Source organism: Streptomyces purpureus (genome assembly GCF_014648195.1).
Classification (GTDB): Bacteria; Actinomycetota; Actinomycetes; order Streptomycetales; family Streptomycetaceae; genus Streptomyces; species Streptomyces purpureus.
In genome coordinates this window covers 257,720-276,782 of record NZ_BMQQ01000001.1, presented here as the reverse complement: position 1 = coordinate 276,782, position 19,063 = coordinate 257,720, and the positions used below count along the sequence as shown (strand labels likewise).

The following is a 19,063-nucleotide window of genomic DNA, read 5'->3' as shown; positions in this document are numbered from 1 at the left end:
CCGGCCGGGGTACGCGTGGTGCATGGCGGCCTTGGTATCGGATCTCGGGGACAGTACGGCGGCGCTGCTGCTCAAGGGCTACACCTGGCTGCCCGACCGGCTGCGCCGCGGCGGTGCCGGGCCGGTGCGGACCCGGCTGCTGGGCCGGCCGGCCGTCGCCCTGCACGGCCCCGAGGCCGTCGGATTCTTCTACGACGAGCGGAACGTACGGCGCCGGGACGCGCTGCCGGGGCCGGTGCTCGACACCCTTTTCGGGCGGGGCGCGGTGCACACCCTGGACGGCGAGGCCCACCGCGTGCGCAAGGCGCTGTTCGTGGAGCGGCTCACCGACGCCGAGGCGGTCTCCGCGCTGGTGGAGCGGGTACGGGAGGAGTGGCGGCGGGCGTTCGAGGCGCGCGGCGGCACGGTGGTGCTCTTCGACGAGGCCGCGCTCGTGCTGGCCAGGGCCGTCTCCGCCTGGGCCGGCATCGCGCTCTCCGAGGCATGGACGCGGCGGCTGGCGCGGGACGCGGTGGCGATGGTGGACGGCTTCGCCACGCCCGGCCCGCGCCATCTGCGGGCGCGCGTGGCCCGGCTCCGCCAGCAGCGGAGGATCGAACGGCTCGTCAACCGGCGGCGCTCGCACGGTGACGGGCCGGGGCCCGCGCCGACGGTGCTGTCGGCCGTGACCTGGCACCGCGACGCCGACGGCAGGCTCCTCGACGCCCGCACCGCCGCCGTGGAACTCCTCAACGTGGTCCGGCCGACGGTGGCGATCGCGTGGTTCGTCACCTTCGCCGCGCACGCGCTGCACCGCTGGCCGGAGCATCGCGACCGGCTGGCCGACGAGCCCGCGTACGCCCTCGCCTTCGCCCATGAGGTGCGCCGCTTCTACCCGTTCGCGCCGTTCCTCGGGGGGCTCGCCGCCCGCGACACCACATGGCAGGGCACGCCCGTCCCTGAGGGCACGATGCTCCTGCTCGACGTCTACGGGCACAACCACGATCCGGCCCTGTGGCCGGATCCGTACCACTTCCACCCCGACCGTTTCCTCGGCCGGGCCCCGGGCGCCGACGAGATGATCCCGCAGGGCGGCGGCGACGCGGCCACCGGCCACCGCTGCCCGGGCGAGGACATCACCGTGGCGGTGCTCAAGGCGCTGTCGGCGGAGCTGGCCACCCTGGATCACACCGTGCCCGACCAGGACCTGCGCATCTCGCTGCGCCGGATCCCGGCACGGCCCCGCAGTGGCTTCCGTATGACGCTCGGCGGGCCCGGGGGCCGCTGACCCGCTGAGGGCCTCCCCGGGTCCGGTCGGTGCGCCGCCGGCCGGGTGCACGGGCCCCGGCCGGCGGCTCTCATCTCACTTCGCCGTGTCCGACCAGCCGTACTCCGTCCCCTCCTGCGTGGGCGCGGTCACCGCGCCCGCCGCTTCCATGTCACGGTCCGCCGCACGCATGAGCTGTGTGGCGAGGTCCTTCATCGCGCGGCTCGCGGCGAGTTCGTCGCCGATCGCGGGGATGTCGACATCGGAGGGATTGCACCGTGCGGTGCCCTTGCCGGTGAGCGTCGAGGTGCCCGTGTCGAGTTCCGCCTGTGCCTTCGTGGTGCCGTCCTCCTCGACCAGATTCAGGCCGACCGTCCACTGATGGGTGCGTGTCATGGCCGCCCGCCTCCTTGCAGTCCGCCGTCACTTGCGCCTGTCCTACCCGCGCCGGGGCGACGCGGGGCGTCTCCCCTCCCCTGCGTTCCAGGATCCTCCCGTGCCGGGGCAACGGCACGTCCGCGGCGCGGTCAACTCCCCGGCAGCCACTCGGCGAGGCCCGCGCGGACCCGCGCGTGCCGGCGCTCGTACGCCGTCCCCGTTCAGCCGCGGTACGTCTCCAGCAGCCGCAGCCACACCTCGCTGATCGTGGGGAAGGACGGGACGGCGTGCCACAGGCGGTCGAGGGGGACCTCGCCGGTGACCGCGATCGTCGCGGAGTGGAGGAGTTCGCCGACTCCTGGGCCGACGAAGGTGGCGCCGAGGAGGGTGCGGCGGTCCTCGTCGACGATCATGCGGGCGTGGCCGCGGTAGCCGTCGGCGTACAGGCCCGCGCCCGAGACGTTCCCGAGGTCGTAGTCGACGGCGCGGACCCGGCGGCCCTGCTTCTGGGCCTCGGCGAGGGTGAGGCCGACCGCCGCCGCCTCCGGATCGGTGAAGACGACCTGGGGGACGGCGGAGTGGTCGGCGGTGGCGGAGTGGGCGCCCCAGGGGCCGGTCTCCAGCGGGGCGGTGCCGCGGGCGCGGGCCGCGATGGCTGCGCCCGCGACGCGGGCCTGGTACTTGCCCTGGTGGGTCATGAGGGCGCGGTGGTTGACGTCGCCGACGGCGTAGAGCCAGTCGCTGCCCGTCACCCGCAGGGTCTCGTCCACGGGCAGCCAGGACCCCGGTTCCAGGCCGACGCTCTCCAGGCCGATGTCGTCGGTGCGGGGCGCGCGGCCGGTGGCGACGAGGAGTTCGTCGGCGTCGATGTGGTCGCCGCCTTCCAGGACCACGGTGAGCGGGCCGGTGCCGCCGTCGCGGACGACCGCGGCGACGGCTGTGTCCGTACGGATGTCGGCGCCGGCCTCGGTGAGGGCGGCGGCCACGTGTTCGCCGACGAACGGTTCCATCCGGGGCAGCAGGCCCCCGCCGCGTACGAGGACCGTGACCCGCGCGCCCAGCGCCTGCCAGGCGGTCGCCATCTCCGTGGCGACCACTCCGCCGCCGATCACGGCCAGGCTGCCGGGGACGCGGTGGGAGCTGGTGGCCTCGCGGCTGGTCCAGGGTTTCGCGCCGGTGAGGCCGGGGAGTTCGGGCAGGGCGGCGCGGGTGCCGGTGCACACGGCGACGGCGTGGCGGGCGGTCAGGACGTGGTGTTCACCCTCGGGGCCGGTGACGGTGACCCGGCGGGGGCCGTCGAGGCGGCCGTGACCGCGGTGGATCCGGGCGCCGACGGACTCCAGCCAGGAGACCTGGCCGTCGTCCTTCCAGTCGCCGGTGAAGTGGTCGCGGTGGGCGAGGACCGCCTCGGTGTCGAGCGGGCCTCCCACGGACCGGCGCAGCCCGGGGACCCGGCGGGCGTCGGCGCGGGCGAGGGCCGGGCGCAGCAGTGCCTTGCTGGGGATGCACGCCCAGTAGGAGCATTCGCCGCCGACCAGTTCGCTCTCCACCACGGCCGTGCTCAGACCGGCGGCGCGGGTCCGGTCGGCCACGTTTTCCCCGGTCGGCCCCGCACCCAGGACGACTACGTCATATTCCACTTCCACGGCTCGTGTCATACCCGACAGTCTGGAGGCAGGTGTGACCGCCTGCCATGGGGGCATGCGGAGAGGACGTCCGGAATAGCGGGGCCGTGTGCGCCGTTGAGCGGGGCGAGTCGATGACGACCGGGAAGAGGTAGGAAGCATGAGCACTGTCGAGCTCACCAAGGACAATTTCGATGAGATCGTCAGCGGGAACGAATTCGTTCTCATCGATTTCTGGGCTTCCTGGTGCGGTCCGTGCCGTCAGTTCGCCCCTGTCTTCGAGCAGGCGTCCGAGCGCCACGACGATCTGGTCTTCGCCAAGGTCGACACCGAGGCGCAGCAGGAGCTCGCCGCCGCGTTCGAGATCCGCTCGATCCCCACGCTGATGATCGTCCGCGACAACATCGCGGTGTTCGCGCAGCCCGGGGCGCTGCCCGAGGCCGCGCTGGAGGACGTCATCGGGCAGGCCCGCAAGCTGGACATGGACGAGGTCCGCAAGTCCGTCGAGGCCGCCAAGCAGGCCGAGGGCGACGCCGCCGCGAGCTGAGGGCCGAGGGCGGGCCCCCACCTGGCGTGGGCGGCCCGCCGCCCCGTCGGTACAGCCGGACACACAGGCGCTGGACACCCGCCGCCCACGTCCCGCGAGCGGCGCGGCGTTCGCGACGAACAGCGCGCGCCCGTCCCTGCGTCCGCGTTCGGCAGCCGCGCTCAGCGGCTTCGTTCAGCGCTCCAGGACGAGCGCCAGTCCCTGGCCGACGCCGATGCACAGCGCCGCCAGGCCCGTGCCCGAACCCGCCGCCGCCAGCTGGTGGGCGACGGAGCCGGCCAGCCGGGCGCCCGAGGCACCGAGCGGATGGCCGATGGCGATGGCCCCGCCGCGCGGGTTGACGACCGCCGGGTCCAGCTCGGGCCATTCCGCGAGGCAGCCCAACGACTGGGCGGCGAACGCCTCGTTGAGTTCGAAGGTGGTCAGGTCGGCGAACGTGCGGCCGGACTTGTCCAGTGCGCGGCGGACCGCCTCGACCGGTCCGAGGCCGAAGAGCTGCGGCTCGATGCCGGTGACGGCGGAGGCGCGGATCCGGGCGAGCGGCTCGCGGCCGCAGGCCCGCATGCCCTCGTCGTCGACGAGCAGCAGGGCCGCGGCGCCGTCGTTGAGGGGCGAGGCGTTGCCGGCGGTGACCGTGCCCCCGTCGGCGCGGAACGACGGCTTCAGCTTGGCCAGGGCCTCCATCGACGTGGAGTCGCGGATGCACTCGTCCCGCGCCGGCTCCACGCCCGGGTAGGGGACGACCTCGGGGTCGTACAGCCCCTTGTCCCACGCCTCGGCGGCCTTGCGGTGGCTGGCGAGGGCGAAGGCGTCCTGCTGTTCGCGGGTGACGGCGTGCTTGTCGGCGACGAGTTCGGCGCCCTCGCCGAGGGAGACCGTCCACTCGGGCGGCATGGCGGGGTTGGTCATGCGCCAGCCCAGCGTGGTCGAGTACATCTGCTGGTGGCCCGCGGGGAAGGCCCGCTCGGGCTTCTGCAGCACCCAGGGCGCGCGGGACATCGATTCGACGCCGCCGGCGACCGCCACGGTCGCATCGCCCAGGGCGATGGCCCGGGCGGCCTGGATGACGGCTTCGAGGCCCGAGCCGCAGAGCCGGTTGACGGTGACGCCGGGCACGGAGGTGGGCAGGCCGGCGAGGAGGACCGCCATCCGGGCCACGTCGCGGTTGTCCTCCCCGGCGCCGTTGGCGTCGCCGAAGTACACGTCGTCGATGCGGGCCGGGTCGAGCTGCGGGGTACGGTCGACGAGGGCCCTGACCACGTGGGCGGCGAGGTCGTCCGGGCGTACGGAGGAGAGGGCGCCGCCGAACTTTCCGATCGGGGTGCGGACGGCGTCGACGATGTACACGTCGCGGATGCTCATCGGATCTCTCCCACATTCACCCGGCGTTCGCCTGGTGAACTATCGTTCGGAACTGGCGTCGCCCGAGTCTCCGCCGGGCGGCCCCGCCTGTCAACGGTACGAGGACCGCCGCCGTCTCACCCGCGCGAGAGGTCCCAGACCAGCGCCGTCAGGCCGTAGTCCAGCTCCGAGCCGTCCACGAGCAGCGCCTCCACGGTCCGGGTGGCCGGGTCGATGTCGGCGACGATGCCGTGGCCCGCGTACCGCGGATAGCCGGAGGCACCCATCTCGCCGGTCAGCTCGACGACCGCCGAGCGGATGGCGCTGTCACGCACGGAGGCGTCACCGCGGTCCTCCACGTGCTCGGGCACCAGCAGGATCTCGAAGCGCTTGGGCACAGTGCTCATGTACGTGACGCTAAGTCGTGCCGGGGCCGTACGCGCGCCGGGGCGGCGCCGCGGGAGGCACCGGGCTCAGCTGGACTCGCGGTGGATCGCCCGCGCACCCATCAGGTCGTGCCGCTCCGGCGTCCCGTCGGGGTCGCGTACGACGCGGTCCACCAGCTCGGCCAGGTGCCGCCCGGTGACCAGGTCGATCTGGACGGTGCTCAGGCGGGGCCGCAGCAGCCTGCCGAGCAGCAGGTCGTCCGAGCCGATCACGGCCGTCTCGCACGGGACGTCCACGCCCGCGTCCTGGAGGGCGCGCATGAGGAGCATCGCGTACTCGTCGTTGTAGGCGTACACCGCGTCGAGGCCGCGCTCACGCCAGGCGGCCGCGAGCCGGGCCGCCGGCTCCTCCTCGTAGGCGAGCGGGAGCGGCTCGATCACCGCGCCCGTACCGGCGGCGGCGCGGCGCGCGCCCTCCAGCCGGGGCCCGGAGAACATCTCCAGGCCCGGCTCCTCGGGGACCACCACGCCGATCCTGCGCTGGCCACGCTCGATCAGATGCCGGGCCGCGCAGCCGCCGACCTCTCGCTGGTCCATGACCAGCGAGTGGGCGCCCTCGACGCGCTGGGGGCCGAGGGTGATGACGGCCTTCGCGCCGGAGCGCTTGAGGACCTCCACGCCGTGCGGGGTGAGGTCGGCCTCGCCGAGGGAGAGGACCGCGACGGGGCGCAGTTCGGCCCAGGCGCGGGCCGCCTCCTCGCCGTCGAGGCCGAGGCTGCCGTACTGCACGACGGTGTAGTCCAGGCGGCGCAGCGCCCACTGCAGCTCGTTGAGGAAGCGGCTGTAGAGAGGGCCGACGGGGACGCGCGAGGTGGGCAGCAGCACCATGCGGCTGTGCCCGGCGCGCAGGCTGCGGGCGGCCGCGTGCGGCACGTAGCCGAGCTCCTCGGCGGCCTCCCGGACGCGGCGGCGGGTGGGCTCGCTGATGCGCACGGCCGAGGTGTTGTTGAGCACGTAGGAGACGGTGGCCCGGGAGACGCCGGCAAGTCGCGCGACATCGGCGCTGGTCGGGACCGGACGCTCGGCGGACCGCACGGCACGCCCGGCGGAGCTTCCGGTGGCCGGGCGGGGCGGACGGGGGCTCGGGTGGGGTGTCTCGCTCATCGCCCTCGGCATCTTTCCAGACCCGTCCGGGCCAGGGTCTGGCGGATGGCCTGATTCGAGCGCTACAAGCGCTTACACGTGTCACGCCTGTCGCGTCCAAGACGGTTCCCGGCCGCGTCCCCCTCGCCCCCCCGGCCTCCCCGTTAGGTCCTGGGCGCGGGCCATACGATCCACCGGGACGACTTCGCCGGGTTCATGGCCGCGCTGGAAGGCTGGATCTGATCCTCCGTCACCGCCGTGCGGGCCGGTGCGCCTCCATGCGGCCGCTCCAGACGCGGGTGACCGAGGGGTGCGCGGTGTCGAGCTCCAGTCCGGTGCCGGGGGCGTCGGGGAGGGTGAGACGGCCGCGTTCGACCCGTTCCGCCCCGCGCACGAGGTCGGAGCGCCAGGCGGTCGGCCCGTAGGCGTACTCCATCGGTTCGGCGGCGCCGCAGACCGAACTGAGGTGGGCGGAGTGGAGGGTGGCGACCGGCCCGGTGGGGTTGTGGACGGAGATCCGGGCCGTGCCGGCGGCGGCCAGGCGGGCCGCCTCCAGGGTGCCGCCGGCGTGCTTGACGTCCGGCAGCAGGACGTCGATCAGGCCGTCCACGTTCCACACGTCGGCCGGGTCGCAGGCGAACTCGCCGCCCGCGAGCGGGATCGCGGTCCTGGCCCGCAGTCGGGCCAGTTCCCTGGGGCGGCCGATGCACACCGCGTCCTCCAGCCAGTGCAGCCCGAGCTCGCTCAACGGGCCGAGGAGAGGGACGAGTTCGTCGAAGGTGAGCCGTTCGTGGGCGTCGGCCATGAGGCGGACCCCGCCGCCGACGGCCTGACGTACGGCGTGCAGCCGGGCCAGGCCCAGTTCGGGCAGCGGCCGGTCGCCGGGCGCGTCGAAGGGGGCGACCTTCAGTGCGCCGAACCCATCGGCGAGGGCGCGTTCGGCGGTGGCGGCGACCTCCCGCGGAGTGCTGCCGCCGGGGGTGCGGTTGAGGTTGGCGTACAGCTCGACGGGCGCGGGCGGGGCGCCGCCCATCCAGGACCACAGGGGGACACCGTCGAGCCGGGCGGCGAGGTCGGTACGGGCCTGCGCCATCCCGCCGGCGACGGTGACGCCTGCGAAGCTCGGCTCGGTGCGGCGGTCGGGCGCCTCCCCGAACTCGGCGTCGTGGAGGGCGGCGAGGGCGTCCCGCAGGCCGGCCGGCCGCTGGACGCGGGCGCCCCTCCGGACGGCGGCGTCGAGTACGGCGACCACCTTCGCCAGGGGCCCGGCGTCCGAGCACTCCCCGTACCCGTACACGCCCGCCGCCCCGTCGGCACGCAGCCGCAGCACCAGCCACTCCGCGCGCACGCCGACCGCGATCCGGAACAGCTCCCAGGTCTCGCCGCCCATGCCCTCCCCTGTCGCCCCGCCGCTGTCGTTCAATGCCGGAAATTAACCGACCGGCGCGGAATGCGGCGCAAGCGGCCGGGGGCATGTATGTCACATTGCACGAACGTGCCTGTGTCATCGCACGGTTGCCGTGCGGACGCCGTACGGCCGCCGTGCGGACATGGTCAGGCCGCGAACGCGGCCCGGAACGCGCCCAGCGTGGTCTGTGCGGGCGTGCGGTCCAGGACCGCGAAAACGACCTCGTCGAAGTGGGCCGCGAACCGCCCCTCGCCCGTGAGCAGGGCCCGGAAGGCGTCCGCCACGTCGGCCGGGTCGTTCTGGAAGACGCCGCAGCCCCAGGCGCCGAGGACGAGGCGGCGGTAGCCGCCGGTCACGGCCGTCTCCAGGACCCGCTCGGCCCGCGCGTCCAGGGCGGGCCGGATGCCGCCCGCCCGCTCCGGGGTGCGGCGCCGTATCACCCCGGCGTTGGGCGCGGGCGAGGTCAGGAAGCCGACGGTGTACGGGGAGGCGAGGAGGCGTCCCTTGTCGTCGCGGAAGACCGGCACGCCGGGCGAGTGGATGACCCGGTCGGAGTAGAACGGGTCCCGGTCGGCGCGGTGGTGGTCGTAGTACTCCGGGGCGCGCAGCAGGGCGGCGTACAGCGCGGAGGACCGGCAGACGGCCTCCTCCTGGGCCTGCGCGCCGTTGAGGTAGCCGCCGCCGGGGTTGCGGGCGGAGGCGAAGTTCAGGGCGGCCACGGGGCCGGGAGCGGCGGAGGTGAGCCGCCGGGTGGCCTCGGTGGTGGTCTCGGGGGTGACCTCGACGAGGGTCGTACGGTCGGTGTCGGGGGTGACCGGGAGCGGCTCGGGGCCGTACATCCGGGTCCCGGCCAGGGCGGTGTCCAGCGCGGCGCGCAGGTCCACGTCCTGGCCGTCGGGTGTGGTGTAGCGGCCCGCCGCGACGATCTTCTCGGTGTCGTGGGCGATGGCGCGCAGTCGTGCACTCATACCCGTGATCATGACGGCGCATTCCTCTTCGCCGCCAGGGATTTTCCCGGTGTTTGCCCAGGCCACGGCGGTGTCACACGGCGTGATGGGTGGTGACGGCGGGCGCCGTGGGGGCGCACTTGTGCGGGTGGCTGCTGTGGCCTTAGGTGGATTCAGCGCCTTCGACAGGAGGATCCGAATCATGTCGCCCAGCGATACCGACGAGGGCGGCCCGCCGCTCACCGAGGACGAAGCCGAGGATCTGTTGCGATGTATCTGCTTCAAGACGGGCCCGCCCCGGACGGTCGGCGTGGAGGTGGAGTGGCTCGTCCACGAGCTGCGTGATCCGCGGCTCGCCGTCTCCGGCCGGCGCCTGGAGGAGGCCTTCGGCGGCCTTCGTTCCGTGCCCCTGCGCTCGGCCCTCACCTTCGAACCCGGCGGTCAGCTGGAGCTCAGCTCACCGCCCGCCATGTCCCTGATGGAGTGCGTGGACACCGTGTCGGCCGACCTCACGGCGGTCCGCACGGCACTGCGCCCGCACGGCCTCGCCCTGGCCGGTCATGGTGTGGAGCCCTGGCACGCGCCCCGCCGCCGCCTGCTGCGCGAGCCGCGCTACGACGCCATGGAGGAGGCCCTGAACCGCAGCGGCCCCTCGGGCCGGGCCATGATGTGCGAATCCGCCTCGGTGCAGATATGCCTGGACGCCGGGCACGAGGAGCCGGGGCCGCTCGGCTACGGGCGCCGCTGGCAGCTGGCGCATCTGCTGGGCGCCGTGCTGGTGGCGGCCTTCGCGAACTCGCCGGTGCACGGCGGGCGCCGCAGCGGCTGGCGGTCGATGCGGCAGGCGCTGTGGACCGACATCGACCCCGTGCGGGGCCTGGCGCCGCCGCCGTTCCAGGAGCCGCGGGCCGCCTGGGCCGCCCATGTGCTGGACGCCCCCGTGATGTGTGTGCGGGCCTCCGAAGGGCCCTGGGAGGTGCCGGAGGGACTGACGTTCCGGGAGTGGCTGCGCGACGGGCGGCGCAGGCCCCCGACCGCCGCCGACCTCGCCTACCACCGCACCACGCTCTTCCCGCCCGTACGTCCCCGCGGCCATCTGGAGCTGCGCATGATCGACGCGCAGCCGGGCGACGACGGCTGGATCGTGCCGCTGGCGGTGACCACCGCGCTGTTCGAGGACCCGGCGGCCACGGAGAGCGTCTACCGGGCCGTCAAACCGCTGGCGGAGACGGCCGGTTCGCTGCCCGCCCCGCGCAACCCGCTGTGGGAGAGCGCCGCGCGGGACGCGCTGACCGATCCGGATCTGCACGCGGCGGCCGTCACCGCCTTCGAGCTCGCCCTGGAGGCGCTGCCCCGCCTCGGCGCGACGGACGCGGTCCAGGCGCGGGTGGCCGCGTTCCACGAGCGTCATGTCGTGCCGGGCCGCTGCCCGGCCGACACCCCCCATCCGCCCGCACCCGGGAAGGACACCGGCCGATGACCGATCCGGAGAAGCTGCGGGGGCGGGCGCTCGACGCCCTGACCGCCGCCCGTGCCCGTACGGCGGTGCTCACCGACTGCGTCGACGACCGTGACCTGACCGCCCAGCACTCGCCGCTGATGTCCCCGCTGGTGTGGGACCTTGCCCACATCGGCAACCAGGAGGAGCAGTGGCTGTGGCGGGCGGTCGGCGGGCGCGACGCGCTGCGCCCCGAGATCGACTCCGTCTACGACGCGTTCGAGCATCCCCGTGCGCTACGCCCCACGCTGCCGCTGCTCTCCCCCGCCGAGGCCCGCGCCTACGCCCTGGACGTCCGCGGCCGGGTCCTGGACATCCTGGAGGGGGTGGAGCTGGAAGGGCGGCGGCTGACGGACGCGGCCTTCGCCTTCGGGATGATCGCCCAGCACGAACAGCAGCATGACGAGACGATGTTGATCACCCATCAGCTACGCAAGGGGCCGGCCGCGCTGTCGGCGCCCAAGCCGCCGGCCGCCCCCGACCTGTCGGGGCTGCCGGCCGAAGTACGGGTCCCGGGCGGGCCGTTCACCATGGGCACCTCCGCAGAGCCGTGGGCGCTGGACAACGAACGCCCGGCCCACGCGCGGTTCGTCCCGGCGTTCTTCATCGACACCGTGCCCGTCACCAACGGCGCGTACATGCGCTTCATCGACGACGGCGGGTACACGGACGAGCGCTGGTGGGCGCCCGAGGGCTGGGAGCAGGTGCGGCGGCACTCCCTCACCGCGCCGCTGTTCTGGCGGCGGGAGGGCGGGCAGTGGCTGCGCCGCCGCTTCGGGGTGACCGAGCCCGTACCGGCCAACGAGCCGGTGCTGCACGTCAGCTGGTACGAGGCCGACGCCTACGCCCGCTGGGCGGGCCGGCGGCTGCCGTCGGAGGCCGAGTGGGAGAAGGCGGCCCGGCACGATCCGGTCGCCGGGCGTTCGCTGCGCTACCCGTGGGGCGACGCGGACCCCACCGAGGACCACGCCAACCTCGGGCAGCGGCATCTGCGGCCGGCGCCCGCGGGGGCGTATCCGGCCGGGGCGTCGCCGCTGGGGGTGCGGCAGCTGATCGGGGACGTGTGGGAGTGGACGTCCAGCGACTTCCTGCCGTACCCGGGGTTCGTGGCCTTCCCGTACCGCGAGTACTCGGAGGTGTTCTTCGGCAGCGCGCACAAGGTGCTGCGCGGCGGGTCGTTCGCCGTCGACCCGGTGGCCTGCCGGGGAACGTTCCGCAACTGGGACCTGCCGGTGCGCCGCCAGATCTTCTCCGGCTTCCGTACCGCCCGAGACGCGGAGGATGTCTGATGTGCCGTCACCTTGCCTTCCTGGGGCCGCCGACGGCCCTCCGTGAGCTGCTGATGGAGCCCGGGCACTCGCTGTACCGGCAGGCGTGGGAGCCGCGCCGGCAGGCGTCCGGTGTGGTGAACGCCGACGGGTTCGGGGTGGGGTGGTACGCCGAGGGCGATCCGGTGCCCGCCCGCTACCGCAGGGCCGGGCCGATCTGGGCCGACCTTTCCTTCACCGATCTGGCGCGGGTGGTGCGCAGCGGCGCGCTGCTGGCCGCCGTACGGGACGCCACGGAGCCCGGCGCGGACGGTGAGGCGGCGGCCGCGCCGTACGCCGACGGGCCGTGGCTGTTCAGCCACAACGGCGCGGTCCACGGCTGGCCGCGGTCCATGGGGCCGCTGGCAAGCGGCCTGCCCCCGCAGGAGCTGCTGTCCCTCGAGGCGCGCTGCGACTCGGCGCTCGTGTGGGCGCTGGTGCTGCGGCGGCTGCGGGAGGGCGAGGAGGCGGGGCGGGCGCTGGCGGCGACGGTCCTGGAGGTGGCCGCGCTGGCGCCCGGGTCCCGGCTCAATCTGCTCCTCACCGACGGCCGGACGGTGACCGCCACCACCTGGGGCGACTCCCTGTGGTTCCTCGCCGGGCCCGGCGAGCGGGTGGTCGTCGCCTCGGAGCCGTACGACGAGGATCCGGGGTGGCGGGAGGTACCGCCGCTGAGCCTGCTGGCAGCCACCCGTACCGATGTGTCCCTGCACCCGCTCAAGGAGATCGACGCGTGAGCCCGTTCCTGCTGACCCGCACCCTGCCGGAGGACGCCGTCGGCGCGGAGCTGCGCGCCGACGTGCTCCACGGGCTGACCCGCACCCCCAAGGAGCTGCCGCCCAAGTGGTTCTACGACGAGCGCGGCAGCGAGCTGTTCGAGGAGATCACGCGGCTGCCGGAGTACTACCCGACGCGCGCCGAGCGGGAGATCATCATCGCCCGCGCACCGCTGGTCGCGGCCGCGACCGGGGCGCGGACGCTGGTGGAGCTCGGTTCGGGCTCGTCGGAGAAGACCCGTTTCCTGATCGACGCGCTCCTGCCGGAGCTGGACAGCTATGTGCCGGTGGACGTGAGCGAGAGCGCGCTGCGCGGGGCCGCCGAGGTGCTGATCGCCGACCGGCCTGGGCTGCATGTGCACGCGCTGGTCGCCGACTTCACCCGGGGTCTGGTGCTGCCGGGGACGCCGGGGCCGCGGCTGGTGGCGTTCCTCGGCGGCACGATCGGCAATCTGCTGCCGCAGGAGCGGGCGGCGTTCCTCGGCTCCGTACGGGCCATGCTGACGCCGGGCGACTCGCTGCTGCTCGGCACGGACCTGGTCAAGGACGAGGAGACGCTCGTCGCCGCCTACGACGACGCGGCCGGGGTGACGGCCGCGTTCAACAAGAACGTCCTGTCGGTCATCGACCGGGAGCTGGGCGCGGACTTCGATCCGGACGACTTCGCGCATGTGGCGGTCTGGGACGCGGAGCGGGAGTGGATCGAGATGCGGCTGCGGGCCCGCGCCGAGGTGACGGTGAAGATCCCGGAGCTGGATCTCGCGGTGCAGTTCGCGGCGGGTGAGGAGATGCGGACGGAGGTGTCGGCGAAGTTCCGTCAGGACGGCGTACGGGCCGAGCTGGCGGCGGCCCAGCTGGAGCTGACGCACTGGTGGACGGATACGGCCGGGCGGTTCGCGCTGTCGCTGGCGACGGCCCGCTGAGGCACCAGGTCCGGGCCGTCCCCGCCCACGGCGTGCTGGGCGGCCCGGGCCAGTGACCGGCGGTCGGGGTGACGGCCGACCGGGATCGGGGGCAGGATCCTGATCTCGGCGGTGATCGCGCCCGTTGCGGCGATCCGCCACAGCGAGGCGGTGAGCGGGTCGTCGCCGACGAACGCGGCGGGTCCGGTGGGCGCGTAGGAGATCCGTACGGGCTGGACGGTGGCGGACGCGTCGAGCGCGGCCTGGAACGTGGCGGGCCGGAAGCGGCCCTGCGCCCGTCCGCACCAGGTGGAGCCCTCGGGGAAGACGATCACGCGGGCGCCGCCGGTGAGGGCGTCGGCGATCTGCCGGACGGTGCCGGGCAGGGCCCGCAGCCGGTCCCGGTCGAGGAAGAGGGTGCCGCCGCGGGCGGCGAGCGGGCCGAGCACAGGCCAGTGGCGGACCTCGGTCTTGGCGAGCATCCGGCCGGGCAGGACGGCGGCGACGAGCGGGATGTCGAGCCACGAGATGTGGTTGGCGACCACGAGCAGCGGCCCGCCGGTGGCGGGCGGCACCCCGGTCACCCGGATCCGTACCCCGAAGGCGCGCAGGACCCACCGCGCCCACAGACGGGTCAGGCGGCGGCGCCCGGCGGCCGGAAGGAGGGCGGTCAGGGGGGCCAGGAGCACCCCGGCGAGGACGGCGATGATCCCGGCGGCCAGCCGGCCGGCGGTGGCTCCCCGCCCCTTGGTCCCCCGGTGCGCGGCGCAGCCGGCGGGGGTGCAGGGGGCGGTGGGCAGCCAGAGGCTCATGCGACGGGGGCGAGGGAGAGGAAGTGCCGCAGGTAGCGCGGGTTGGTGCGGCGCAGGGAGAGCAGGACGTACAGGTCGGCGACGCCGAAGTCGGGGTCGTGGGCGGGGGCTCCGCAGATCCAGGCGCCGAGGCGGAGGTAGCCGCGGAGCAGGGGCGGCAGATCGGTGCGGCCCGTGGGGCGGGTGATGCCCTCGGGGGACCAGAGTTTGTGCGGGGTGACCCAGTACTCCTCGGGCGCGAGGTGCTTGGCCTTGACGGTGTCCCAGGTGGCGGCGGCGAGCGCGCCTCCGTCGCCGAGCGGTATCGAGCAGCAGCCGGCCAGCCAGGTGTGGCCCGTGCTGGTCATGTAGCGGGCGAGGCCGGCCCAGATGAGGGCGATGACGGCGCCGTTGCGGTGGGCGGGGTGGACGCAGGAGCGGCCGACCTCGACGAGGTCGTCGCGGATGGGGGCGAGCCGGGTGAGGTCGAACTCGCTCTCGGAGTAGAGGCGTCCGGCGATCCGGGCCCGGTCGGGCGGCAGCACCCGGTAGGTGCCGACGATCTCGCCGGTGGCCTCCTCGCGGACCAGGATGTGGTCGCAGTACGCGTCGAAGGCGTCGGAGTCGATGCCGGGTTCGGGTCCGTCGAGACGGGCGCCGAGCTCCCCGGCGAAGACCAGGTGGCGCAGCCGCTGCGCCGCCCTGACCTCCTCCTGGTCGTGGGCGAGGGAGACCGTGTATCGGGGCAGGGCTTCGGTGGGCGGTGCGACGAGGGCGGCGGTCGGTGCGGACATGTGTCGGTCTCCTCCGGCGGACGGAAGGTCTGGAGGCCGGGCCGCGGGGTGGGGCGGCCCGGCTCCTTACTTCTTCCGTGACCGGCTGGATTCGACATGACGGGCCGGGGGACCGTGGATGTGCGAACGCTGAATGCCGGGATTCCCGACGTGGGTGCCGATGACGGCCGGGGTCAGCGGCCGAGCGCCGCGGTGATCTTCTGGGAGGCGGCCTGGGCGGCGAGCTCGGGATCACGGCCCTGGAGCACGGCCGTCATGTACTGCTTTATCGGGTTGTCGGCCTCCACCTCCGCCCACTGCGGGGAGTTGGGGGTGGCCCGGCCCCGGGCGGCGCCTGCGGCCATCGCGGCGGTGGCCTCGTCGCCGCCGACGGCGGAGGCGAGGGAGGTCTTGTTGGGGACGTAGCTCATCGTACGGGCGAGGTCGGACTGCCACTTCTCGCCGGCCAGCGCCTTGACGACCTCGATGGCGGCGCCGCGGTCGGGCGCGTTCTTCGGGATGATCAGGTCGGAGCCGCCGGTGAAGACGGCGCAGGGCTGGCCGGCCTTCTTGCCGGGCACGGGGAAGAAGCCGAGCTTGCCCTTGAGTTCGGGGTTGGCCTTGTGAATGAGGGCGGCGGCGCCGGGGGTGGAGATGATCTGGGCGACCTTGCCGGTGGCGAAGACGTCGGACTGCGGCGGGGTCTGCTCGTCGGCGTCCTTGGGGCCGGAGCCGAGCGCCTGGAGTTCCTTGTAGAACTCCATTCCCTTCAGGGCTGCCGGGCTGTCCAGCGCGCCGGTCCACTCGCCGCCCTTGTCGACGGCGAGGTCGCCGCCCTCCTCCCAGATGAATCCGGCGAGGGTGTACCAGTCCTGCCCGGCGAGGTAGATGCCCTGGGTGCCGCCCCTGTTGAGCTTCTCGGTGTCCTTCAGCCACTGCGCGCGGGTCTTGGCGGGGCCGGTGATGCCGGCCTCGGCGTAGAGGTCCTTGCGGTAGACGACCACCCGGTTGGCCGCGTACCACGGTATGCCGTACTGGATGCCGTCGACGCTGCCGGGCTGGGCGAGTCCGGGCAGCCATTCCTCGTGGCCGAGGTCGCGTACGGACTCCAGGGTCAGGTCGAAGAGCCGCTGGGTCTCGGCGTACTGGGCGACCTGGGTGTTGCCGACCTCGATGACGTCGGGTCCGCCCTCGCCCTGGAGGGCGGCGGTGACCTTCTTGCCGATGCCGGTCCACTCCTGGAAGGTGAACCTGAGCTTCACCGAGGGGTGCTCGTCCTCGTACTCCCGGGTGAACCGCTGGAGGAAGTCGTCGGTGACGCTGTCCTTCATCAGCCAGACGTCGACCGTGCGGGTGGCGGTCCCGCCGCCCGGCACGAGCCCGCAGCCGGTGAGCGCGGCGGCGGACAGGAGCGCGAGGGCACAGACGGGCAAGCGGTTCTTCACGTGTGGGTCACCTTCTGCGTTTCAGCATGGGAGAACAGACCCGACGTGGGGGGACGAACGGTGCGTTCGCACGGGCTTGTGGCCTGGATTTTGGTATGGACCAAGTGGAGGGTCAAGCCCCGGCCGCGACGGGATCTCCCGGATCGCGGACCGGGGCCGCGTGGGGCACGGTGGAGGGGACCAGATCAGAGAGGCGGACGGACATGTCCCAGCACACCTACCGCGTCATCGAGATCGTGGGCACCTCCCACGAAGGCGTCGACCAGGCCATCCGCAACGGCATCGCCCGGGCCGCGCAGACCACCCGGGGCCTGGACTGGTTCGAGGTGACCGAGGTCCGCGGCCATCTGGCCGAGGGGAAGATCGGGCACTACCAGGTGGGCCTCAAGGTCGGCTTCCGCATCGAAGACACCGAGTAGCGGACCTGCTGGGGTGTCCTTGAGGCCGATGCCACCGCGCACCGGCCGGGTGCCCTTGCCCTCCGGCGCCATCGCACGGGCCGGGTGCCTTAGAGGTCGGAGCCGCCGCCCCGGCCCTGCGCACCGCCCGCGCCGACGTCAGGTGCGGCCCTCCTTCTCCTGGGCGTCCCGGAGCTCCTGCGAGGCGGCGCCCCAGCGGGCCCGTACGACCCGGAAGCCGGCCTGCTCGGCCGCGTCGCAGACCAGTTCGTCGTCGTCGACGAGCATGCGGACCTCCCGGTCCCGGGCGAGGCGGCGCAGGATGTCCATCTTGGTGTGCCGGGCGGGCCGCCGGTCGTGGTTGCGCCGCATGTGGATGCGGCCCTCGGGCAGGCCTTGGGCGGCCAGCCAGTCCACGGTGTCCTGGCGGCAGCGCTCCGGCCTGCCGGTCAGGTAGAGCACCTCGCACTCCTCCGCCGCGGCCAGGCAGAGCGTCACGCCCCTGGGTAGCGGCGGGTCATCGGGCGCCGCGGCGAAGAAGGCGTCCCAGTCGCGCGGTGAGCGCTCCAGGAAGTGCTGGCGGTGCGCCGAGTTCGAGAGGGTTCCGTCCAGGTCGAATACGGCCAGTGGCCTGTTGTCGCGCGTCACGGGTCCAGCCTAGGCAATCGGCGCCGCGGGAATCCTCGCGCGGTGTGGGCGTTGAACCCTGCGTGAGCACTCTCGGCGATTCGATCCGCATCTCCGTTCTGGACCGCTCCCGGATCCGGGCGGGCGAGGACGGCCCGCAGGCTCTGCGGGACACCGTCCGCCTCGCGCGGGAGCTGGAGGCGTACGGCTACCACCGCTTCTGGGTCTCGGAGCACCACAGCGTGCCGGGGGTGGCGGGGTCCGCGCCGACGGTCCTCGCGGCGGCGGTCGCCGCGGCGACGTCACGGATCCGGGTCGGTACGGGCGGGGTGATGCTGCCGAACCACCAACCGCTGGTGGTGGCCGAACAGTTCGGGGTGCTTGAGGCGTTGTTCCCGGGGCGGATCGACATGGGGCTCGGCCGCTCGGTGGGGTTCACGGACGGGATCCGGCGGGCGCTGGGCCGGGACAAGCGGGACGCGGGCGACTTCGCCGGGCAGCTGGCGGAGCTGCTGGGCTGGTTCACCGGTGAGCAGAGCGCCCATCCGCAGGTGCACGCCCGCCCGGCGGAGGGGCTGCGGGTGCCGCCGTTCGTGCTGGCCACCGGCGAGGGGGCGGCCGTCGCGGCCGCGGCGGGCCTGCCGCTGGTGATCGGCGACCTGCGCGGCCGGGAGAAGCTGCTGGCGGCCGTCGAGCGCTACCGCGAGCTGTTCACGCCCTCGGTGTGGGCGGCGGAGCCGTATGTGGTGGTGTCGGGCACGGTCGCGGTCGCGGAGAGCGAGGAGGAAGCCCGGCGGCTGCTGGTGCCGGAGGCGTGGTCGCTGGCGTGCTCGCGCACCCGTGGCTCCTTCCCGCCGCTCGCCTCACCCGAGGAGATCGCGGCGCTGACGATGACGGCGAAGGAGCGGGGGTACTTCGAGGGCGGGCTGCGCGGCCATGTCCACGGCACCGAGGAGCAGGTGCGGGACGCGCTGGAGCGGGTGGTGAAGGAGACCGGCGCGCAGGAGCTGCTGGTGACGACCAGTACGTACGACCGGGCGGCGCTGCTCGACTCGTACCGCCGGCTCGCCCGGATCACCGGGCTGACCGGTGCCCACGCCTGATCTGAGCGGGCCCGGCCCCCGTGCGCGGGGACCGGGCCGCGGCCGTGACTAGGCGGCCGTGTCGAAGGTGTAGTGCTTGGTGTGGTCGAGCATGTCGGCGGGGGTCACGTCGTTCCAGGGCCGCATGGTGTCGTTGAGGTCGACGACGTTCGGGGTGCCCGCGGCCGGGAGATACGTCGAGTCGGGGTGGCGGGCCTGCCAGTCGGCCCACAGCTTGTCGATGAACGCGTGGTGCAGCCAGAACACTGGGTCGTTCGGGGAGACACCGGTGGCCATCTGGCCGCCGACCCAGACGTGGACGCGGTTGTGCAGATTGACGCCGCGCCAGCCTTCGAGGTGGTTGCGGAAGCCCTCGGAGGAGCTGTTCCAGGGCGCCGTGTCGTACGTGGACATGGCGAGGACGGTGTCCACCTCGGCGCGGG

At 73.9% G+C, this 19,063-nt stretch carries 20 protein-coding genes; 8 read left to right on the top strand and 12 right to left on the bottom strand.

The annotated features are described in order from the left end of the window. The first annotated feature begins 22 nt into the window (after positions 1–22). Complete coding sequence (locus IEZ01_RS01245; protein WP_019890900.1) at positions 23–1,267, top strand: cytochrome P450; 1,245 nt, start codon at positions 23–25, stop codon at positions 1,265–1,267. A gap of 75 nt (positions 1,268–1,342) precedes the next feature. Here IEZ01_RS01245 and IEZ01_RS01240 read toward each other — a convergent pair whose 3' ends face one another. Next, a complete protein-coding gene (locus IEZ01_RS01240; protein WP_019890898.1) occupies positions 1,343–1,642 on the bottom strand; it encodes a DUF1876 domain-containing protein in 300 nt (99 codons plus the stop codon). Between the two features lie 203 nt (positions 1,643–1,845). Further along, positions 1,846–3,282, bottom strand: coding sequence for a dihydrolipoyl dehydrogenase family protein (locus tag IEZ01_RS01235; RefSeq protein WP_028798189.1), 1,437 nt, complete (start codon positions 3,280–3,282; stop codon positions 1,846–1,848). A 127-nt stretch (positions 3,283–3,409) separates the two neighbouring features. On the opposite strand from IEZ01_RS01235, the gene trxA reads away from it, so the two are divergent. After that, a complete protein-coding gene (gene trxA / locus IEZ01_RS01230) occupies positions 3,410–3,796 on the top strand; it encodes a thioredoxin (protein WP_019890896.1) in 387 nt (128 codons plus the stop codon). Positions 3,797–3,970: 174 nt separating this feature from the next. Here the strand turns inward: trxA and IEZ01_RS01225 are convergent, their stop codons facing one another. From IEZ01_RS01225 to IEZ01_RS01205, 5 genes are all read right to left on the bottom strand, one after another. Further along, positions 3,971–5,158: a thiolase family protein gene (locus IEZ01_RS01225; RefSeq protein WP_189199341.1), complete on the bottom strand. Its 1,188-nt coding sequence runs from the start codon at positions 5,156–5,158 to the stop codon at positions 3,971–3,973. 116 nt (positions 5,159–5,274) lie between these two features. Further along, on the bottom strand, positions 5,275–5,544 hold the full coding sequence (locus IEZ01_RS01220) for a hypothetical protein (protein WP_028798188.1): 270 nt from the start codon (positions 5,542–5,544) through the stop codon (positions 5,275–5,277). A gap of 66 nt (positions 5,545–5,610) precedes the next feature. After that, complete coding sequence (locus IEZ01_RS01215; RefSeq protein ID WP_229832571.1) at positions 5,611–6,687, bottom strand: LacI family DNA-binding transcriptional regulator; 1,077 nt, start codon at positions 6,685–6,687, stop codon at positions 5,611–5,613. A gap of 229 nt (positions 6,688–6,916) precedes the next feature. Continuing rightward, positions 6,917–8,089: a mandelate racemase/muconate lactonizing enzyme family protein gene (locus tag IEZ01_RS01210; protein WP_158685727.1), complete on the bottom strand. Its 1,173-nt coding sequence runs from the start codon at positions 8,087–8,089 to the stop codon at positions 6,917–6,919. A 131-nt stretch (positions 8,090–8,220) separates the two neighbouring features. Continuing rightward, positions 8,221–9,042: a TIGR02452 family protein gene (locus tag IEZ01_RS01205; RefSeq protein ID WP_028798187.1), complete on the bottom strand. Its 822-nt coding sequence runs from the start codon at positions 9,040–9,042 to the stop codon at positions 8,221–8,223. Between the two features lie 181 nt (positions 9,043–9,223). Between IEZ01_RS01205 and egtA the strand changes: the two genes are divergently transcribed. From egtA to egtD, 4 genes are read left to right on the top strand one after another with little or no spacing between them, the layout of a single operon-like run. Then, positions 9,224–10,501: an ergothioneine biosynthesis glutamate--cysteine ligase EgtA gene (egtA, locus tag IEZ01_RS01200; protein WP_019890888.1), complete on the top strand. Its 1,278-nt coding sequence runs from the start codon at positions 9,224–9,226 to the stop codon at positions 10,499–10,501. Further along, positions 10,498–11,808, top strand: a complete 1,311-nt coding sequence (gene egtB / locus IEZ01_RS01195; RefSeq protein ID WP_019890887.1) for an ergothioneine biosynthesis protein EgtB — start codon at positions 10,498–10,500, stop codon at positions 11,806–11,808. The genes egtA and egtB overlap by 4 nt, the downstream gene beginning before the upstream one ends. Then, positions 11,808–12,563 (top strand): ergothioneine biosynthesis protein EgtC, encoded by a 756-nt coding sequence (gene egtC / locus IEZ01_RS01190; protein ID WP_019890886.1) that lies wholly within the window; start codon positions 11,808–11,810, stop codon positions 12,561–12,563. Before egtB ends, egtC begins: the two co-directional genes overlap by 1 nt. After that, positions 12,560–13,525, top strand: coding sequence for an L-histidine N(alpha)-methyltransferase (gene egtD, locus IEZ01_RS01185; RefSeq protein ID WP_019890885.1), 966 nt, complete (start codon positions 12,560–12,562; stop codon positions 13,523–13,525). The genes egtC and egtD overlap by 4 nt, the downstream gene beginning before the upstream one ends. Here the strand turns inward: egtD and IEZ01_RS01180 are convergent. The 3 genes from IEZ01_RS01180 to IEZ01_RS01170 form a co-directional block, all read right to left on the bottom strand. After that, the gene (locus IEZ01_RS01180; protein WP_019890884.1) at positions 13,420–14,316 is read right to left on the bottom strand and encodes a lysophospholipid acyltransferase family protein; all 897 of its coding nucleotides are present in this window, start codon (positions 14,314–14,316) and stop codon (positions 13,420–13,422) included. The two genes, egtD and IEZ01_RS01180, sit on opposite strands and share 106 nt — an antisense overlap. Then, positions 14,313–15,089, bottom strand: coding sequence for a GNAT family N-acetyltransferase (locus tag IEZ01_RS01175; RefSeq protein WP_019890883.1), 777 nt, complete (start codon positions 15,087–15,089; stop codon positions 14,313–14,315). The genes IEZ01_RS01180 and IEZ01_RS01175 overlap by 4 nt, the downstream gene beginning before the upstream one ends. 173 nt (positions 15,090–15,262) lie before the next feature. Then, on the bottom strand, positions 15,263–16,513 hold the full coding sequence (locus IEZ01_RS01170; protein WP_019890881.1) for an extracellular solute-binding protein: 1,251 nt from the start codon (positions 16,511–16,513) through the stop codon (positions 15,263–15,265). 203 nt (positions 16,514–16,716) lie between these two features. Here IEZ01_RS01170 and IEZ01_RS01165 point away from each other — a divergent pair, with 203 nt between their 5' ends. Next, positions 16,717–16,932 carry a dodecin gene (locus IEZ01_RS01165; protein ID WP_019890880.1) on the top strand — a complete coding sequence of 72 codons (216 nt, stop codon included), beginning with the start codon at positions 16,717–16,719 and terminating at the stop codon, positions 16,930–16,932. 138 nt (positions 16,933–17,070) lie between these two features. Here IEZ01_RS01165 and IEZ01_RS01160 read toward each other — a convergent pair whose 3' ends face one another. Then, on the bottom strand, positions 17,071–17,559 hold the full coding sequence (locus IEZ01_RS01160) for a phosphatase domain-containing protein (protein WP_019890879.1): 489 nt from the start codon (positions 17,557–17,559) through the stop codon (positions 17,071–17,073). Positions 17,560–17,621: 62 nt separating this feature from the next. On the opposite strand from IEZ01_RS01160, the gene IEZ01_RS01155 reads away from it, so the two are divergent. Next, positions 17,622–18,641, top strand: a complete 1,020-nt coding sequence (locus IEZ01_RS01155) for an MsnO8 family LLM class oxidoreductase (RefSeq protein WP_019890878.1) — start codon at positions 17,622–17,624, stop codon at positions 18,639–18,641. A gap of 48 nt (positions 18,642–18,689) precedes the next feature. Here the strand turns inward: IEZ01_RS01155 and IEZ01_RS34585 are convergent. After that, on the bottom strand, positions 18,690–19,063 hold a 374-nt coding region (locus IEZ01_RS34585; RefSeq protein WP_229832569.1), incomplete at its 5' end, for a tyrosinase family protein.

What these genes read in the sequence shown, in the direction of transcription:
- trxA (WP_019890896.1), top strand. Translation starts at nt 3,410, where the DNA reads ATGAGCACTGTCGAGCTCACCAAGGACAATTTCGATGAGATCGTCAGC.
- IEZ01_RS01165 (WP_019890880.1), top strand. Translation starts at nt 16,717, where the DNA reads ATGTCCCAGCACACCTACCGCGTCATCGAGATCGTGGGCACCTCCCAC.
- IEZ01_RS01240 (WP_019890898.1), bottom strand. Translation starts at nt 1,642, where the DNA reads ATGACACGCACCCATCAGTGGACGGTCGGCCTGAATCTGGTCGAGGAG.
- IEZ01_RS01180 (WP_019890884.1), bottom strand. Translation starts at nt 14,316, where the DNA reads ATGAGCCTCTGGCTGCCCACCGCCCCCTGCACCCCCGCCGGCTGCGCC.
- egtC (WP_019890886.1), top strand. Translation starts at nt 11,808, where the DNA reads ATGTGCCGTCACCTTGCCTTCCTGGGGCCGCCGACGGCCCTCCGTGAG.
- IEZ01_RS01220 (WP_028798188.1), bottom strand. Translation starts at nt 5,544, where the DNA reads ATGAGCACTGTGCCCAAGCGCTTCGAGATCCTGCTGGTGCCCGAGCAC.
- IEZ01_RS01245 (WP_019890900.1), top strand. Translation starts at nt 23, where the DNA reads ATGGCGGCCTTGGTATCGGATCTCGGGGACAGTACGGCGGCGCTGCTG.
- IEZ01_RS01215 (WP_229832571.1), bottom strand. Translation starts at nt 6,687, where the DNA reads ATGAGCGAGACACCCCACCCGAGCCCCCGTCCGCCCCGCCCGGCCACC.
- IEZ01_RS01175 (WP_019890883.1), bottom strand. Translation starts at nt 15,089, where the DNA reads ATGTCCGCACCGACCGCCGCCCTCGTCGCACCGCCCACCGAAGCCCTG.
- egtB (WP_019890887.1), top strand. Translation starts at nt 10,498, where the DNA reads ATGACCGATCCGGAGAAGCTGCGGGGGCGGGCGCTCGACGCCCTGACC.
- IEZ01_RS01205 (WP_028798187.1), bottom strand. Translation starts at nt 9,042, where the DNA reads ATGAGTGCACGACTGCGCGCCATCGCCCACGACACCGAGAAGATCGTC.
- egtA (WP_019890888.1), top strand. Translation starts at nt 9,224, where the DNA reads ATGTCGCCCAGCGATACCGACGAGGGCGGCCCGCCGCTCACCGAGGAC.
- IEZ01_RS01235 (WP_028798189.1), bottom strand. Translation starts at nt 3,282, where the DNA reads ATGACACGAGCCGTGGAAGTGGAATATGACGTAGTCGTCCTGGGTGCG.
- IEZ01_RS01225 (WP_189199341.1), bottom strand. Translation starts at nt 5,158, where the DNA reads ATGAGCATCCGCGACGTGTACATCGTCGACGCCGTCCGCACCCCGATC.